Origin of the sequence: Aurantimonas sp. HBX-1 (assembly GCF_021391535.1) — a bacterium.
Classification (GTDB): Bacteria; Pseudomonadota; Alphaproteobacteria; order Rhizobiales; family Rhizobiaceae; genus Aurantimonas.
Genome location: NZ_CP090066.1, coordinates 746887 through 763295 on the forward strand (window position 1 = coordinate 746887; position 16409 = coordinate 763295).

Below are 16409 nucleotides of genomic sequence, written 5' to 3' on the forward strand. Positions count from 1 at the left end.
CCGACCGGGAAAGCTGCAATGGCCGAACAGAGCGATCCACACGTCGTCATGCGCACCGGCACGCAGGAAACTTCATCCCTCGATGCACTGAGTCGGACCCTGGAGGAACTCGAGGCGCGGCTGTCGCGGATGCGGGACGCCAGGACCGCCAAGCCGGCACCCGCGGGTTCGGTCTCGCTCGCCAGGGCGACCGCGCCGCAGCCGCGCGCCTCGCTGTCCGACGCGGTGTCGCAGATCACCATGCGCCAGAGAGAACTGCACGCGGAAGCCGAGTCCGCGACGACGCCGGCACGGCGCGCGCCCGCCGCGGCTTCGCCCGGCCCGGCAGCGAGCGAGCGCGACCCGGCTCCGCGTCGTGCTGACCGCAGCGAGGCCGCCAACGCGGAGGTCACGCGCCAGCTCGAGCGGCTCCGCGCCGAGTTGCGAGACGACATGGCGCGCAGCTTCGAGCCGCGCCTCGACGAGATCAGCGCGGCCTTTCAGGAACTGCGCCGGATGATCGGCGCCCAGGCGAGCGCCGGCCAGATCGCGGCGGAAATCGCCCGGGTCGACGACGGCCTGTCGCGCATGGCCGACAACGGCGCCGACGGTGCCACGATCCGGTCGCTTCGTGACGAACTGGAGGCGATGCGGGCGCTGGTCGGCACCATGGCGCGCGAAGAGACGCTGGAGGCCGTAGGCCGGCGCTGGGACGCTTTCGAGACGGCACTTTCCGGCCGGGCGGATGACGACACCAGGACCAAGCGCGACATCAAGGACGAGCTCGAGCGGCTGCGGGTCTCGCTCGGAACGCTCGCCAGCGAGGAGCAGGTGAAGGCGGTCGAGCGCCGCTGGGACGAGTTCGAGAAGAGCTACTCGGCAGGCTCGACGGGGGAAGCCCAGCCGGGCCTTTCGGCGCTGCTGAAGACCGAGATGAGCAGTCTCCGGGAGAAGCTGGAGACCCTCGCGTCCGAACAGTCGGTGCGGGCGTTCGACGAACGCTGGGGCGTGCTCGAGGAGCGTTTCGCCTCGCGCGAGATCGAAGGCAAGATGGAGACGATGGCCGAGCGCCTCGAGCAGCTCGAGGCCTCGCTCGCCCGGCTGCCGGAGACGCTGGCGCTCGCCCCGCTCGAGCAGCGCGTGCATGCGCTGGCGCTGGGCATCGAGTCGCTGGCCAAGCAGCAGCAGGAGGAATCCGAGCTCGATCATTTCGGGGTGCTCGAAGAGCGGCTCGACGAGATCTCGCGGGCCATCGTCGCGGCGACCACCCGCCCGCACACGATCGACATGAGCCCGGTCGAGCGGGTCGAGGCGCGCCTGCAGACCCTGACCGCCCGCGTCGACTCGCTGGCGGAAGACGCCGACGGCGAGGCGCTGTCGGCGCGGATCGCCGAACTGGCGGACCGGATCGAGACTCTTTCCAACGAGGAAGGCGCGCGCGAACTCGCGGAGCGCATCGAACGCTTCTCGGCGCAGCTGGCGACGCTCGGCAGCGAGAACTCGGCGCTCGAGATCGTCGCGGTCGAGTCGCGGCTGCAGGCGCTCGCGGCGCGCTTCGAGGAGCAGGCCGCGTCGCGCGTCGACGAGGCGGCGGTGCGCACGCTGGAAGCGCAGATCGCACGCCTGTCGCAGATGATCGCGGAGAACGGCGTCGCGGCGGCGGTCGCCGATCCGGAGATGGAGCGGCGCCTGACGGCGATCGAACGCCGGCTCGACGACAACCAGGAAGCGGTGATGGCCGCCGCACGCCAGGCCGCCGACGAAGCCATCCGCCAGGTGCTGGCGAGCGGCGACCTGCACCAGGGCGAGCACGTCGCCCGGCTGTCGGAGGACCTGCGGGCGCTCGACCGGCTGTCGCGCGAGACCGGCAGCCGCTCCCAGGAATTCTTCGAGACCGTGCACGGGACGCTCCTGAAGCTGGTCGACCGGATCGGCCGCATCGAAAGCGAGATGACCGCCGGCCGACCAGGCGAGGCCGCGCCCGTCGTCGCAAGTGCGGCACCTCTCGCCGCGTCGCCTGTCGCGGCAGCCGCCGCTGCCGCCGCCGGGGCCCCGGCAGTCCAGTCCGGCGGTGGCCTGAAGGCGGTCCTGGCGCGGACCCTCAAGGGCCGCAAGCTGCCCGCCGGAAAGGCGGAGGCGAACGAACGTCCGGCCCGCTGGGACGATCCGGAACTCGCGCTGGTTGACGCCGAGGCCGAGGCTCGGGCCCCGGAGACTGTCGAAGCGCCGTCCCTCGACGCCGCCGACATCTTCGACACGCACGAAGCCAACCGGCCGCTTGCCATCGGCTCCGGCACGCCGGATATCGCCGCGCTGCTCGAACGGGTCCGCGCCCAGCAGGCGGGACACGCACGCGGCACCGACCAGGCCGGCAAGGCCGACTTCATCGCCGCCGCCCGCCGCGCCGCCATGGCCGCGGCCGCCGAAACGGCGAGTCTGCGGGCTGACGACGCCGATACCGAAAACGGCAAGGTCAGCCTGACCGAACTCGTGGCGCGTCGCCGCAAGCCGATCATCATGGCCATCGGCGCGGTGCTGCTGGCGCTGATGGCGCTGCCGCTCGGCCAGGCGCTGATGACCTCGCGCGACAACGATGCGCTCGATCAGGCGCCGCAGGGCCCGCTCGCCGAATTCGCCGCGCCGACGGAGATCGAGCCGGCGCCAGACGTCACCCCGCCTCGGGCGGCCGATCCGGCGCCGACCGAAACGGCCGCCGCCATTCCGCCGGCACGCGACGTGTCGCCGCCACAGGCGCCGGTTCCGGCATCGGGTCCCGTGGCCGCACTCGATCAGGGGTCCGGTCCGGGCGCCGGTGCCGACGAGGCGCGTCCCGTGGAGCAAGCCCCCGCAGCGGCGGCTCCCGTCGAATCGTCCGACGCTGCCTCGCCGCCGGCCGCCGCCCCGCTCGAAGCCGGCATCGAGCCCCCGGCAGGCATCGGCCCGGAGCCGTTCCTCGCGGCGGTGCGGGCGGGCGATCCGAAGGCGCTGTTCGAGACCGGGCTGCGTCTGATGGAAGGCCGGCAGGGCGCGCCGCAGCCGGACGAGGCCGCCAAGTGGTTCGCACGGTCGGCCGAGCGCGGTTTCGCGCCTGCCCAGTACAGTCTCGGCACGCTCTACGAGAAGGGCAACGGCGTCACCCGCGACACCGTCGCGGCGCGCGACTGGTACCTGAAGGCCGCCGAACAGGGCAACGTCCGCGCCATGCACAATCTCGCGGTGCTCTTTGCCACCGGCGTCGACGGCAAGTCGGAGCCGGTCCTGGCGGCACGCTGGTTCCGCGAGGCGGCCGACTACGGCATGACCGACAGCCAGTACAATCTCGGCATCCTCTACGCGCGCGGCGCCGGGGTGGAGCAGGACCTGACGGAATCCTACAAGTGGTTCTCGGTGGTCGCCGCGGCCGGCGATTCCGACGCCGGCGCGAAGCGCGACGAGATCGCCAAGTCGCTGGACGCTGGCCAGCTTGCGGCCGCCGAGGCCAAGGTGGCGGCCTTCAAGCCGGCGGTCCGCGACGAGACGGCCAATACGGTGGACGTGCCGAAGGACTGGATCAGCGACGTCGACACGACGCTCCAGACCTCATCCGTCGACATGCAGAAGGCGATCCGCAATATCCAGGCGATCCTGATCAAGCTCGGCTACGACCCCGGTACCCCCGACGGCGTGGCCGGCGCGAAGACCACCGAAGCGATCAAGTCGTTCCAGCAGTCGGCGGGCCTCGAGGCGACCGGAAACATCGACGAGGCGCTCATTCGCGCGCTGCTCGCGCGAAAGGACAGCTGAGCGCCGACATTCATTTGACAGGCGTCGAAAGTTCGGGCGAAGAGGGTCCGGACCTTTCCCTGGCTCCCTCGCGCAAAGAGCCGCCAGCTCGTGAACCTCTATCTCCCGATCGCGGAAATTTCCGTCAACATCCTGGTCGTCATCGGGATGGGCGTTGCGGTGGGGTTCCTCTCGGGCATGTTCGGCGTCGGCGGCGGGTTCCTGATCACGCCGCTGCTGATCTTCTACAACATTCCCCCGGCCGTCGCCGTGGCCACCGGTGCCAACCAGGTCATCGCCGCCTCGTTCTCGGGCGCGCTTGCCCATTACAAGCGCGGCACGATCGATCTCAAGCTTGGGACCATGCTCCTGATCGGCGGTGCCGCCGGCTCGGTCGGCGGCGTCGCGCTGTTCACGATGCTGCGCCGGCTCGGCCAGCTGGATCTGGTGGTCTCGCTCCTCTACGTCCTCTTCCTCGGCGGGGTCGGCGGCCTGATGCTGGTCGAGAGCCTGCAGGCGATGTGGCGGCGCGGCGAGGGCAGCGGCGAGGTGAAGCGCTCCGGCAAGCACAACTGGGTGCATGGCCTGCCCTTCAAGATGCGGTTCCACCGCTCCAAGCTCTATGTCTCGGTCATACCGGTGCTCGGCCTCGGTGCGATCATCGGCGTTCTGGCGGCGATCATGGGCGTTGGCGGCGGCTTCATCATGGTGCCGGCGATGATCTACCTGCTGCGCGTGCCGACCAACGTCGTCATCGGGACTTCGCTGTTCCAGATCATCTTCACCGCCGCAGTCACCACCGTCCTGCAGGCGGCGACGAACCACACGATCGACATCGTGCTGGCCTTCCTGCTGATGCTGGGCGGGGTCGTCGGCGCGCAGTTCGGGGCCGAGGCCGGACGCAAGCTGCGCGGCGACCAGCTGCGTGCGCTGCTGGCGCTGCTGGTGCTCGCGGTCGGCCTGCGGCTCGGCTTCGAGCTCGTCGTCACGCCGGTCGAGCCCTATTCGATCAGCCTGCCGAGCGGAGAGACCGGATGATCGGCCGCCGTCCCTCCCGAGCACGGATATCCGACCGGCTGTTGAACGCCGTGGCGGGGCTGCTGGCTTTCATGGCCCTCCTGGTCGGGCCGGCGCGGGCGCAGCTCGGCCAGGAGACCTTCGAGATCGGCCTGTCGACGGAGCAGATCGGCATCACCTCCGATTTCACCGGCGCGCGGCTCGTCGTGTTCGGTGCGCTCGACAATGCCGACGGCCGCATCCTGCGCGAGCAGCGCTACGACATCGTCGTGGCGCTGGTGGGTCCGCGCCGTCCGGTGGTCGTCCGCGAGAAGGAGCGCAAGCTCGGCATCTGGATCAATCGCGGATCGGAAAGCTTCGAAGCGCCCCCGTCCTCCTACGCCCTGGCCTCGACGCGGCCGCTTGCCGACATCATGAGCGAGGCGAACCGGGTCAACCTGTCGATCGGGATCGCCGATCTGCGCCTAGGCGGCGGCGGGGAGCCTGCTGCCGACGACGACGCGCAGACGGTGGTGGCCAATCGCGACGAGTACGCCACGGCGCTGCGGCGCATCCGCGAGAACAACGGCCTCTACAACCAGCGCTTCGGCGCCGTTCAGTTCGTCAGCCCGACGCTCTTCCGCGCTGACCTGCAGTTGCCGGCCGGGCTGCCGACCGGCGAGCACACCGTCCGCGCCTATCTGTTCCGCCAGGGGGTGTTCATCCGCGGCAGTACCGAAACGCTGACCGTCGTGAAGACCGGCTTCGAGAGCTTCATCTCCGGCTTCGCCCTCGAACACGGCATCCTCTACGGGATCGCCGCCGTGATTCTCGCCATCTTCACCGGCTGGTTCGGTCGCATCCTCTTCAAGCGCGACTAGATAGAAGCCGATGAGCGACGCCGATCCCACCGGAGCCCGATCCGCTGCCCCCGCCACGCCGGAGCAACCGCGCGACCGCGGCATCCGCGCCGCCTGGATCCTCGGCCTGGGCGGGCTGGTGCCCTTCGTCCTGATGACGGCGATGCTGGTGTATGCCGGCCGCGAGTTCATCGCCTACCGCCAGCTGATCCTTGCCTATGGGGGCTATTCGGCGACGATCCTCGCCTTCCTCGGCGGCATACGCTGGGGCGCGGCTCTGGACCCTGCCATGCGCCGCCCCGCGATCCTCGTCCTGTCGGTACTGCCGGCGCTGGGTGCCTGGTTCTTCCTGTTCCTGCCCAGCCCGTGGCTGTTCGCCGGCTTCGCGCTCTTCTTCCTGCTGCAGGGCGTCTGGGACGGCCTGGCGGCGCGGACGGCGGCCCTGCCGGACTGGTTCGGGCGCCTGCGCATGGTGCTGACGACGGTGGTGGTGCTCTGCCAGCTCGCCGCCTTCGCTTCCACCTACTGAGCGGCGCTAGCGGCAGAGCGAGCGGAACGGGATCGGATAGATCCGGGCGATGCCGATGACGTAGGCCTTGGCCCTGACCGGATCGAACAGGCCGTGGAAGGCGCGGTCCAGCACGTTCAACCCGCCGGTGGTGACGCCGAAGGACGGCAGGATCATCCGGTCGCCGTCGCTGGCGAAGCAGGCGCTGCGGCTCGACCGCCCGCCTGCCGAGACCTGCGCCACCGGGTGCAGGTGACCGGCCACTTCGCCGACGCGCAGCGACGGGCTCGGTTCGTGCCGGAAGGTCCACGGGCCGACGCCGATCGTCTCGTGCGTCTCGCCGCCGACATAGGCGGGTGGCTCCGGGTCGTGATTGCCGGCGATCCATATCCAGTCGCGGCCGGTCATCAGCCGGACGAGCACCTCGCGGAACTGCGCCGGCATGAAGGCGGCGCCGTGCCGATCGTGGAAGGAATCGCCGAGGCAGACCACCCGCAGCGGATCGTAGCGCTCGAGCGCCGCACCCAGAAGCGCGAGCGTCGCGGCCGTATCGTAGGGCGGCAGCATCATGCCGCGCCGGGCGAAGGCAGCGCCCTTCTCGAGATGCAGGTCGGAGACGACGAGCAGCCGTTCGGACGGCGCGTAGAGCACGCCCGACGGGTCGCAGGCCACGGTGCCACCCGCCAACTGCATTTCGACGGCCGGACAGTCCGTCCGTCGCTGCCGCCGCGCCAGTGCATTCATCCGCAGTGTTCCAGGTCGCATGGGTGATTCGCGTTTCGTTCCCATCCAAGCCATGCCGGACGGCGAAAACAAGGGGCGATCGGCCTCGCGGCGCGCGGGCGGCCCATCTTGCATCTCGCCAATCGGCCCGCGACCGCCTAGGATCGCTGCAGCGCACCACGTCCACTGACGCTGGCGCGACAGCGCGACGCAGCCCCTTGGCCGCGTCCCGTATAACCGCCGTCGCCATGGCCAGGCGCGGGCCGATCGCCGAATGGCCCGATGGGGAAACGCCGCATGCGCATCCGACTGGGCTGCGAGCTCGCCTACCAGCTGCCGGCGCCGACGCCGATGATCATCAATCTGAACGTGCATTATTCGCGCGTCGGCTCGCTGGAACGGCCGGATCACCTCGTCACGAAGCCCCCCGTGCCGATCACCAGCTACCGCGATAGCTTCGGCAACTGGTGCAACCGCCTCGTCGCCCCCGCCGGAGATTTCGTCCTCGGCACCGACGGCGTCATCCACGACGAGGGCCTCTCCGACCCGGTCGGGCTCGACGCGATCCAGCACGAGGTCGAGGACCTGCCGTCGGAAACGCTGCAGTTCCTGCTCGGCAGCCGCTATTGCGAGACCGACCTCCTGTCGAATGAGGCCTGGCGGCTGTTCGGTCACACCACGCCGGGCTGGGGCCGGGTCCAGGCGATCTGCGACTTCGTGCACAACCATGTCCGCTTCGGCTACGAGAATTCCCGCGCCACCCGCACTGCAGCGGAAACCTACGCCGAGGGCGTCGGCGTCTGCCGCGACTACACGCATCTGGCGGTCACCTTCTGCCGGGCGATGAACATCCCGACCCGCTACTGCACCGGCTATATCAGCGACATCGGCCTGCCGCCGCCCTATGCCTCGATGGATTTCGCCGCCTGGATGGAGTGCTATCTCGGCGGACAGTGGTGGACCTTCGATCCACGTAACAACGCGCCGCGCTTCGGCCGCGTGCTGATCGCGCAGGGGCGCGACGCCGCCGACGTGCCGCTGACCCACACGTTCGGGCAGAACACGCTGACCGGCTTCAAGGTCTGGATCCGGGAAGAGTCGGCAGACCAGGGCAAGTAGGCGAGAGCGGCCGTCCGCGGCGGTCCCCTTCAGGGCTGCTGCGCCCGTTTTTCCGCCGCCGCCAGCATCGCCGCGTGGACCTGCTGCTGCAGCGCGGCGGTCCGTGCCGCCACATTCCGCTGTGCCTCGCGCAGTGCCGCCGGCTCGAAGGGCACGGCCTGCAGCGCCGCGATCATGGCGCGCCGCGCCTGCCGCAGTTCGGCGATCCCGGCGACAAAGTCGGCCCGCCCCGCCGCGAGTTCCGCACGGATGGCACGGCGCAGTTCCGGCGGATAGGCGCCGATCGTGCCTTCGACCAGGGAAAGGCCAGGGCGTTCGCCCCGCCACTGCCCGAGGGCGTAGCCGAGGCCGACGAAATTGCCGACCAGCGACAGCAACAGCGCGATCGCGAGGAAGGGAATGATCCAGCGGCGCATGGCTCACGACCTCCCGGGCCAGAGCGGTGCCTCGTCCGGCGCAGCGAGCCCGGCGCCGGCGAAATTCCCCTCGGCGATCGCGAGCAGCAGCTCGTCCGGCACGCCCGCGCCCTGGGTGCCCAGCGCGTAGCCGATGCCGGTGGCGAGCACGACGACCGCAAGCGCCGACGCCGTCACCGGCGTCGGAGCCAGCCAATGGGCGAGGATGGTTTCGAGCCCTGATGAGGTCGGCGCGCTGCCGGCGGCGATGCGCCGGCGGACACCGGCGAGGATCACGGCTTCGTCCGGCGCCGAGAAGACGGCGCGCTCGACCACCCCGGCGATCACGGCGTCTGCCACGAGCCGCGCCCGTGCCACGTCATCCGTCGCCATCAGGCGCCGTGCATCCGCTCGTTTTTCGAGCGGCCAGGCACCGATATCCGGTCCGTAGCGCAGCAGGCAGTCGTCGAATGCTTCCCGGTCCATTTTCCTCATCCTGCTTGTCAGGGGTCGAGACGCTGCCGCAGCGTGCGGCGTGCCCGTACCAGCAATTGTTCGTAGGCGCCGATCCGGATGCCCATGGCCTGCGCGGCGCTGGCATTGTCCAGCCCGCCGGCGGCGCCGAGGAGGATCGCCATGCGCTGGCGCTCCGGCAGAAGGGCGATCGCCTCGCGGGCCTTCGCCAGCGCGTCGCGGCCCTCGGTCTGGCGCAGCGGGTCCGGGGCTTCGCTCGGCTCGGTCTCCTCGCGGGCGCCGAGGCCGACGAAGGCGCGGAAGGCGCGGCTGCGCCGCCGGTCGATGCAGCGATTGACCGCGATACCGTAGAGCCATGTCGCGACCGTTGCCGTTTCCGGCCGGTAGCGATCCGCGTGGCGCCAGGCGCGAAAGAACACGTCCTGCACGACCTCCTCGGCATCGGCGGCGTTGCCGAGGTAGCGCAGGCAAAATCCGCGCAGCCCGCCTCCGTGACGGGAGACGAGCTGCGTCAGGGCGCCCTGGTCGCCCGCCGCCATGCGGCGGACGATCGCGGCATCGGGCGCCCTGGATCGGTCGGAGCCGACGCCCGTCTGGAGGGGGTAGTCCATCGCGGCGGGCTCCGGCCCGAAATCGTGGCGTGACACGTCCGGCATGGTTCACGCCGGCGCCTGCATGCGGCTGTGATCGCGGCGAATCCTAGCGGATCCAGCGACCGCTGCGAACGACCGTGTAGCCGCGCGGGCCGGTCACCCGGCTGACGGTGCGGGCCCGATACGGTCCGACCGCGATGGCGCGGTCCGCCGAATAGGCTCGGCCACCCGGGCCGACGGCGGTCACCGAGCGATAGCAGCGGTCGACGAAGCCGGCGACGCAGCCCTGGGATACGGCATAGCTGCCGCCGCGCGGGCCGTAGTGGATCCGCTCGCCGGCCGCGGCGGGCAGGGCGAACGCGGCGCCGAGGCAGAGGGCGGCAAGGGCGGCGAGGGTCTTGTTGCGCATGGCATCACTCGTTGGGACGATGGGGGGTGGGGACAACCGGGCTCAGCGCCCGGCCAGCGCGTCGGCCGCTGCGGCAAGCTCGTCCTTGTCGAGCCGGCCGTCGCGGTTCTTGTCGGCGAGGTCGAACAACCCCGGCACCTGCATGAACTCGGCGCGGGAGATCCGTCCGTCGCCGTCCCGGTCGCGCCGCTCCATCCGGTTTTCCGAAACCGTGCGGGCGGCATTGATGCGCCGGCTCGCCCGCTCGCGGGCCGCCTCCACCTCGGCGCGGTCGAGCGCGCCGTCGCGGTTGGTGTCGAGGCGGGCGAAGCGCTTTGCCATCGCCGTCTCGAGCTCGCCTTTGTCGATGGCGCCGTCGCGGCTGGTGTCGATGCGCTGGAACAGGCGGGACATGACCAGCGACTGGGCGCTGGCGGCATTGATCGTGAAGGGCACCGCCATGGCGGCGATCAGGATGAGTCTCGGCTTGGTCATCGGGGCGGCTCCGTGGGACGACGGTCAGTGCCGTCTTCGGTCCCTGATACGCAGCCCGTGGCGGCGCCCTACGCGGGCTTTCGAGAAATTATTCGAGGGCGGCGGCGATCATCGCGTCCTCGGCCGCCTGCGCCAGCAGTTCGTCGCGCGCCTCGCCGACGACCCGCTCGCGGCCGATCTCCAGCATCACCGGCACGGCGAGCGGCGAGACCTGGTCGAGGTCCTTGTGGACGATGTGGTGCTTGATGCGGCCGAGCAGGTCGGCGACCCGGGCGACGTCGAGCAGGCCGGTGGCGGCGTCCGCCCAGGTCGCGCGCATCAATATGTGGTCCGGCTCGTGGCTGCGCAGCACGTCGTAGATCAGGTCGGCCGAGACGGTCACCTGCCGGCCGGTCTTCTCCTGGCCCGGATGGCGCTTCTCGATCAGCCCGGAGATCACCGCGCACTGGCGGAAGGTGCGCTTGAGCAGCCAGGAATCGGCCATCCACTCCTCGAGGTCGTCGCCCAGCATGTCCTCGTCGAACAGATCGTCGAGCGACAGGCGCCCGTCGGCGATCATCGCGCCCATCGGGCCGCGCCCCCAGATCGAGATGGCGTAGTCGGTGGCGACGAAGCCGAGCGGCTTGGCCCGCGCCTTCTCCAGCCGCCGGGTCAGCAGCATGCCGAGCGTCTGGTGGGCGAGCCGGCCCTCGAACGGGTAGAGCACCATGTGGTGCATGCGGCCGTTCGGAAAGGTCTCGACCAGGAGCTCGCCCGGGCCGGGAATCAGCGACTTGCGCTGCTGGATCTCCAGCCAGTGGGAAACCTGCTCCGGCAGCGCCTGCCAGCGGGCGGGATCGGCCAGCATGGCCCGCACCTGCGCCGCCAGATAGGTGGTCAGCGGGAACTTGCCGCCGGCATAGGCGGGGATCTTCGGATCCTCGTCCACCGCCTTGGAGACCAGGCACTGGTTCTCGAACAGCGTCTCGAAGCGCAGCACCCGGCCGGCGAAGGTGAAGGTGTCGCCCGGCGACAGCGCCTCGACGAAGCCCTCCTCGATCTTGCCGAGGATCGGCCCGCCGCGGGCGATGGCGCTCTTGGAGCGGCCGCGGATCAGCCGCACCTGCAGCATCGGCGCCTCGAGGATCGTGCCGGCGTTCATCCGGTACTGCTGGGCGATGCGCGGATGAGCGATCCGCCAGGTGCCGTCCTCGGTCAACCTGATCTTGGCGTAGCGCTCGTAGACCCGCAGCGCGTAGCCGCCGGTGGCGACGAAATCGATCACCCGGTCGAACGTCTCGCGATCGAGATCGCGATAGGGCGCCGCCGAGATCACCTCGGCAAAGAGATCGTCGGCGCGGAACGGCTCGGCGACCGCCATGCCGAGGACATGCTGGGCGAGCACGTCCAACGCCCCGTCGCGCAGCGGCGGCGTGTCCTGGGCGCCCAGATAGTTCGCATCGAGCGCCGCCTGGCACTCCATCACCTCGAAGCGGTTGGCGGGCACCAGGATCGCCTTGGAGGGCTCGTCCATCCGGTGGTTCGAGCGGCCGATGCGCTGGGCGAGGCGCGAGGCGCCCTTCGGCGCGCCCACATGCACGACGAGGTCGACGTCGCCCCAGTCGATGCCGAGATCGAGCGTCGAGGTGGCGACGACGGCGCGCAGCCGGTTGTCGGCCATCGCCGCCTCCACCTTGCGGCGCCGGGCGACGTCCAGCGAGCCGTGGTGCAGCGCGATCGGCAGCGTCTCCTCGTTGATCCGCCACAGCTCCTGGAACAGGAGTTCCGCCTGCCAGCGCGTGTTGACGAACAGCAGCGTCGTCTTGTGCGCCTTGATCGCCGCATAGATCTCCGGCATCGCGTAGAGCGCGGTGTGGCCGCGCCACGGCACCCGCTCCTGCGACGTCAGGATGCTGATATCGGGCCTCGCGCCGCCGGAAACGGTGATCAGGTCCGACAGCGGCGAGGCGTTGCGCCCCTGCGGCACCAGCCATTGCCGCAAATCGTCGGGCTCGGCCACCGTCGCCGACAGGCCGATCGTCTGGATCTCCGGCTGCAGCGCGCGCAGCCGGGCGAGACCCAGCGACAGGAGATGGCCGCGCTTCGACGTCACCAGCGAATGCAGCTCGTCGAAGATCACGTATCTGAGGTCGGAGAAGAACTGCCGCGCGTCCTTGCCGGCGATCAGCAGCGCCAGCTGTTCGGGCGTCGTCAGCAGGATGTCCGGGGGTTTGAGCTTCTGGCGCTGACGGCGAACCTGCGAGGTGTCGCCGGTACGCGTCTCCATGGTGAGCTTCAGCCCGATCTCGGCGACCGGCTTCTCGAGGTTCCGGGCGATGTCGGTCGCCAGCGCCTTCAGCGGCGAGACGTAGAGCGTGTGGACGCCGCGCGGCCGCGTGCCGGGCTTCGGCCGGCCGCGGCGGTCGAGATCGACCAGCGACGGCAGGAAGCCGGCCAGCGTCTTGCCGGCGCCGGTCGGGGCGATCAGCAGCACCGAGCCGCCGGCTTCCGCCCGCTGCAGCAGATCCAGCTGATGCGGGCGCGGCGCCCAGCCATGGCCTGCGAACCAGGCATGGAAGCGTTCGGGCAGGGGGCCTGACGGCGCAAGGGGGGCGGGGCGAGCGGTCACGGCGCAGAGATAGGGTCGCCGCGCGGATTTTGCCCGCCGCTATCCTTGCCGGGCAGAGAGCGCGAAGCCGATGCCGCCGAGCACGAAGGTGGCGGCGACGATGAAACCGAGGCTCAACGTCTCGGACAGGAACAGCACCGCTCCCAGAGCGGCGATGACCGGCACCGAGAGCTGGACGATGGCGGCCGCAAGCGCGGAGAGGCCGGCCAGCGCGCGGTACCAGACGATGTAGCCGAGCGCCGAGGCGACGCAGCCGGAGGCGAGCGCCAGGATCAGCCCCTCGGCGGTGACGCCATCCCGCCAGAGCGAGACGAGCGCGAGCGGCACGGCGAGCGGCAGGGTGCGGATGAAGTTGCCGGCAGTTGCCCGCATCGGATCGCCCGCCGCCCGGCCGCGCAGCGAATAGACGGCCCAGGCGACGCCGGCGCTGATCATCAGCAGCGTGCCCAGCGGATCGGGCCGGGTCACGGCGGGAACGAGCCACAGGACGAAGGCGGTGAAGGCGACGGAGAGACCCGCGATCTCGCGGCCGGTGGGGCGTTCGCCCCGATACAGCCCCCAGCCGATCATGGCGGCCTGCACCGAGGTGAACAGGATGAGGGCGCCGACGGCCGCGCCGAGTCGCACATAGGCCAGCGAAAACGCGATCGCGTAGACGAAGAGCGCCAGCGCCGATGCCCAGCTGCCGCCGATCGTCGATTCGCCATCAGAGGATTTGCCCGACCGCAAGGCGATCAGCGCGAGCACCGCCGCCCCCGAGGCCAGCCGGAACCCGGTGAAACCCGCCACGTCCATCGCCCCGTCGACCAGCGCCAGGCGGGCGAGCAGCGAATTGCCGGCGAATGCGACCATGGCCACGGCCGTCAGCCACAGGGTTGGGGACATTTCGCGATCCGCCGGTTGGCCGTGGGACGGCCATTTGCCCAGTCGTGGCGGCCGTCGTCAACGGCCCGCGCCGCCGCCGCGAGAGCCAAATCAGGGTCGGGGGGTGGGTTATCCGCCTCCCGCCCCTAGCTAACGGCAGCCGAAGAGCTGGACCATGAGGCCCACCCTTGACGCGCTGGCTTGCCGCCTTCCTCATTCTGCTTTTGACGCCGTTTCTGGCAAACGCCCAGGATTCGGAGGGCGTTTCGCCGCGCTATCTCGAGATCGAGACGCTGAACGCCGGCCTGCCGCCCGCCGATCGCTACATCGACCGCGATACGCCGCAGGGGATGATGGAGACCTTCATCCTCGCCGCCGAGCGGAAGGACTGGGACACCGCAGCGCACCTGCTCGACCTGTCGGCGGTCGATCCGGCCATCCAGCCGGAGATGGGGCCGGCGCTGGCGGCGCGGCTGAACGAAGTCATCGAAGGCGCCATGTGGATCGACTGGGGCGACCTGCCGGACCGGCCGGATGCGCTGGCGGACAACGTCGCCAGCGAGAATCCGCTGGCGGGCGAGCCGCGCCGCAACATCCGCCTGTCCATTCTGGAGCTGCCCGACCGGCCGGTGTCGATCCGCATCGCGCGCGTCAAGCCGGCGGACGGCGATCCGGTCTGGGTGTTTTCCGAGCAGACCGTCGGCAACATCCTCGCGCTGCACGAGGTCTTCGGCCCCACGCGGTTCGAACAGGCACTGCCGCAGTTCCTGCAGGAGCGCGCCTTCTGGACGCTGGCCTGGTGGGAGGTGATCGCGCTGCCGATCATCCTGCTGCTTGCGATTGGTGCGGCGGCGATCGCCTATGCCGGCATGGACCGGGCCAAGCGCAACCAGCCGTCGCAGATCGCCGAGAACATCGTCGACACGATCCAGATGCCGGTCGCGCTGATGGTCTGCGTCGGCACGTTCTCGCTGGTGAAGACGTGGCTGTTCACCTTCTCTGGTGCCGTGAATACCTTCCTCACGCCGTTGCAATCGGCGCTGTTCATCATCGCACTGGCCCTCATCGCGGTACGGATCGTCGACGCCGTCCTCGATCGTGTCGTCCGCCGCAACATGGAAGAGCTCAGCGACGCCGAGGCTGCCGACCAGCGCAACCTCTACACCAACATTTCCGCCGCACGCCGCGTGGCGATCGTCATCGCGTTCCTCGTCGGTACCGCGCTCGTGCTGATCCAGATCAACGCGTTCGAGACGCTCGGTTTCTCGATGCTGGCATCCGCCGGCGCCATCGGTCTGATCCTGGCCTTCGCGGCCCGGTCGGTCCTCGCCGACATCATGGCGAGCCTGCAGATCGCCCTCGCCAAGACGGCCCGCATCGGCGACGCGGTGCTCTACAAGGGCCAGTGGTGCTACGTCGAGAAGATCAACTTCACCTACGTGCAGCTGAAGAGCTGGGACAACCGGCGGATCATCGTCCCGGTCTCGGAACTGGTCTCGAACAGCTTCGAGAACTGGACCAAGCAGGATGCCAGCCTGATCAAGAGCGTCGAGTTGCGCCTCGACCATCGCGCAGACGTCGATAAGCTGCGCGAGGCGTTTCAGAAATTCATCGACGAATCCGACGACGTCATCGACAAGGATTCCGCCAAGGTCCAGGTCATCGGTCAGGACGTGAACGGGATGCTGGTCTGGTTCCTGGCGTCGGCGGAAGATCCGGTCACCGGCTGGGCGATGGTCTGCCGGCTGCGCGAAACGATGCTCAAGGCGGCGGCGCGGCTCGACGCGGAGAGCGGCAACGGTCCTGCCGAGGGCACGCCCTTCCTGCCACGCGAGCGCGAGATGATCGTCGGTGGAAACGATCCTGCCTGACGGCCGGCTCAGGCGGCGATGTAGCGGTCGGGACGGTGGTTGACCGCCAGGAAAAGATTGAGCACCACCGCGCCCAGCACCGAGTAGGCGATGGCGCCGGGCTCGGCCACGGTGAATGACAGGGCGAGGATCGCCAGGTCGATCGCCAGTTGGGTGTATCCCGCCTTCCAGCCGATCCGATCCTGCAGATAGATCGCCAGGATGCCGACGCCGCCGAGGCTCGCCCGGTGGCGGAACATCGCCAGGAGGCCGAAGCCGATCAGGAGGCCGCCGAGCACCGCGCCGACCAGCGGATTGACCGCGCCGAGCGTGAAGTAGCCCGGCTGCAGGGCCGTCATCGCCGACAGCACGGCGACGGCGATGAAGGTCTTGATGGTGAAGGCCCAACCCATCCGGCCGATGGCAAGGCCGTAGAAGGGCAGGTTGACGAGGAAGAACACCAGCCCGACGTTCCAGCCGGTCGCATAGGACACGATCAGCGCCAGCCCCGCCGTGCCGCCGGTGAGGAAACCGAGATGCGCGAGAATCGACAGGCCCATCGCCGTCAGGATCGCGCCGGTGAGGATGCCCTGGGCATCTTCCAGCGGCGAATGACGGGTGGTCGTGGCCGACCAGGCGCCGAAGCTTCTCGCCACGTTCAGGACCCGCCGGTCGCGGCGCAGGGGAGGATCGGCATGGGGAAGTTCCGTCGTGCACAAGCGATTCGGCTGCGATCATAGTCTGTTGCAGTGCGAAAGAAATCCGGCCCGGTCGCCACCGGCGGATTTCGGCTTA

Annotated in this window: 15 protein-coding genes; 6 read left to right on the top strand and 9 right to left on the bottom strand. The window is 69.9% G+C overall.

Features of this window, described 5'->3' with window-relative positions:
• Positions 1-18 precede the first annotated feature (18 nt).
• The 4 genes from LXB15_RS03425 to LXB15_RS03440 all read left to right on the top strand — a co-directional run bounded on the left by LXB15_RS03425 (position 19) and on the right by LXB15_RS03440 (position 6126).
• Positions 19-3762: a peptidoglycan-binding protein gene (locus LXB15_RS03425; RefSeq protein ID WP_233950882.1), complete on the top strand. Its 3744-nt coding sequence runs from the start codon at positions 19-21 to the stop codon at positions 3760-3762.
• Positions 3763-3852: 90 nt separating this feature from the next.
• Positions 3853-4779: a sulfite exporter TauE/SafE family protein gene (locus LXB15_RS03430; RefSeq protein WP_233950883.1), complete on the top strand. Its 927-nt coding sequence runs from the start codon at positions 3853-3855 to the stop codon at positions 4777-4779.
• A gap of 71 nt (positions 4780-4850) precedes the next feature.
• Positions 4851-5618: a TIGR02186 family protein gene (locus LXB15_RS03435; protein WP_370640205.1), complete on the top strand. Its 768-nt coding sequence runs from the start codon at positions 4851-4853 to the stop codon at positions 5616-5618.
• Between the two features lie 10 nt (positions 5619-5628).
• Positions 5629-6126: a DUF3429 domain-containing protein gene (locus LXB15_RS03440; protein WP_233950885.1), complete on the top strand. Its 498-nt coding sequence runs from the start codon at positions 5629-5631 to the stop codon at positions 6124-6126.
• Between the two features lie 6 nt (positions 6127-6132).
• Here the strand turns inward: LXB15_RS03440 and pdeM are convergent, their stop codons facing one another.
• A complete protein-coding gene (pdeM, locus tag LXB15_RS03445; RefSeq protein ID WP_370640206.1) occupies positions 6133-6849 on the bottom strand; it encodes a ligase-associated DNA damage response endonuclease PdeM in 717 nt (238 codons plus the stop codon).
• Positions 6850-7125: 276 nt separating this feature from the next.
• Here pdeM and LXB15_RS03450 point away from each other — a divergent pair, with 276 nt between their 5' ends.
• A complete protein-coding gene (locus LXB15_RS03450; protein WP_233950887.1) occupies positions 7126-7947 on the top strand; it encodes a transglutaminase family protein in 822 nt (273 codons plus the stop codon).
• A gap of 29 nt (positions 7948-7976) precedes the next feature.
• Here the strand turns inward: LXB15_RS03450 and LXB15_RS03455 are convergent, their stop codons facing one another.
• From LXB15_RS03455 to LXB15_RS03485, 7 genes are all read right to left on the bottom strand, one after another.
• Positions 7977-8363, bottom strand: coding sequence for a periplasmic heavy metal sensor (locus LXB15_RS03455; protein ID WP_233950888.1), 387 nt, complete (start codon positions 8361-8363; stop codon positions 7977-7979).
• A 3-nt stretch (positions 8364-8366) separates the two neighbouring features.
• Positions 8367-8828, bottom strand: a complete 462-nt coding sequence (locus tag LXB15_RS03460; RefSeq protein ID WP_233950889.1) for a hypothetical protein — start codon at positions 8826-8828, stop codon at positions 8367-8369.
• 17 nt (positions 8829-8845) lie between these two features.
• A complete protein-coding gene (locus LXB15_RS03465; protein WP_233950890.1) occupies positions 8846-9427 on the bottom strand; it encodes an RNA polymerase sigma factor in 582 nt (193 codons plus the stop codon).
• A gap of 88 nt (positions 9428-9515) precedes the next feature.
• Positions 9516-9818: a hypothetical protein gene (locus tag LXB15_RS03470; RefSeq protein ID WP_233950891.1), complete on the bottom strand. Its 303-nt coding sequence runs from the start codon at positions 9816-9818 to the stop codon at positions 9516-9518.
• A gap of 42 nt (positions 9819-9860) precedes the next feature.
• Entirely contained in the window at positions 9861-10292 is a 432-nt protein-coding gene (locus LXB15_RS03475; RefSeq protein WP_233950892.1) for an EF-hand domain-containing protein, read from the bottom strand.
• A gap of 88 nt (positions 10293-10380) precedes the next feature.
• On the bottom strand, positions 10381-12900 hold the full coding sequence (locus LXB15_RS03480; RefSeq protein WP_233950893.1) for a ligase-associated DNA damage response DEXH box helicase: 2520 nt from the start codon (positions 12898-12900) through the stop codon (positions 10381-10383).
• Positions 12901-12939: 39 nt separating this feature from the next.
• Positions 12940-13785: a DMT family transporter gene (locus tag LXB15_RS03485; RefSeq protein WP_233950894.1), complete on the bottom strand. Its 846-nt coding sequence runs from the start codon at positions 13783-13785 to the stop codon at positions 12940-12942.
• Positions 13786-13952: 167 nt separating this feature from the next.
• Here LXB15_RS03485 and LXB15_RS03490 point away from each other — a divergent pair, with 167 nt between their 5' ends.
• Complete coding sequence (locus LXB15_RS03490) at positions 13953-15635, top strand: mechanosensitive ion channel family protein (RefSeq protein ID WP_233950895.1); 1683 nt, start codon at positions 13953-13955, stop codon at positions 15633-15635.
• Positions 15636-15643: 8 nt separating this feature from the next.
• Here the strand turns inward: LXB15_RS03490 and LXB15_RS03495 are convergent, their stop codons facing one another.
• Complete coding sequence (locus tag LXB15_RS03495; RefSeq protein WP_233950896.1) at positions 15644-16270, bottom strand: YitT family protein; 627 nt, start codon at positions 16268-16270, stop codon at positions 15644-15646.
• Positions 16271-16409 lie beyond the last annotated feature (139 nt).

Bases quoted from the DNA above. Each gene is read 5' to 3' on its own strand.
- LXB15_RS03450 (WP_233950887.1), top strand. From the start codon at position 7,126: ATGCGCATCCGACTGGGCTGCGAGCTCGCCTACCAGCTGCCGGCGCCG.
- LXB15_RS03465 (WP_233950890.1), bottom strand. From the start codon at position 9,427: ATGGACTACCCCCTCCAGACGGGCGTCGGCTCCGACCGATCCAGGGCG.
- LXB15_RS03435 (WP_370640205.1), top strand. From the start codon at position 4,851: ATGGCCCTCCTGGTCGGGCCGGCGCGGGCGCAGCTCGGCCAGGAGACC.
- pdeM (WP_370640206.1), bottom strand. From the start codon at position 6,849: ATGAATGCACTGGCGCGGCGGCAGCGACGGACGGACTGTCCGGCCGTC.
- LXB15_RS03425 (WP_233950882.1), top strand. From the start codon at position 19: ATGGCCGAACAGAGCGATCCACACGTCGTCATGCGCACCGGCACGCAG.
- LXB15_RS03470 (WP_233950891.1), bottom strand. From the start codon at position 9,818: ATGCGCAACAAGACCCTCGCCGCCCTTGCCGCCCTCTGCCTCGGCGCC.
- LXB15_RS03455 (WP_233950888.1), bottom strand. From the start codon at position 8,363: ATGCGCCGCTGGATCATTCCCTTCCTCGCGATCGCGCTGTTGCTGTCG.
- LXB15_RS03485 (WP_233950894.1), bottom strand. From the start codon at position 13,785: ATGTCCCCAACCCTGTGGCTGACGGCCGTGGCCATGGTCGCATTCGCC.
- LXB15_RS03460 (WP_233950889.1), bottom strand. From the start codon at position 8,828: ATGGACCGGGAAGCATTCGACGACTGCCTGCTGCGCTACGGACCGGAT.
- LXB15_RS03440 (WP_233950885.1), top strand. From the start codon at position 5,629: ATGAGCGACGCCGATCCCACCGGAGCCCGATCCGCTGCCCCCGCCACG.
- LXB15_RS03475 (WP_233950892.1), bottom strand. From the start codon at position 10,292: ATGACCAAGCCGAGACTCATCCTGATCGCCGCCATGGCGGTGCCCTTC.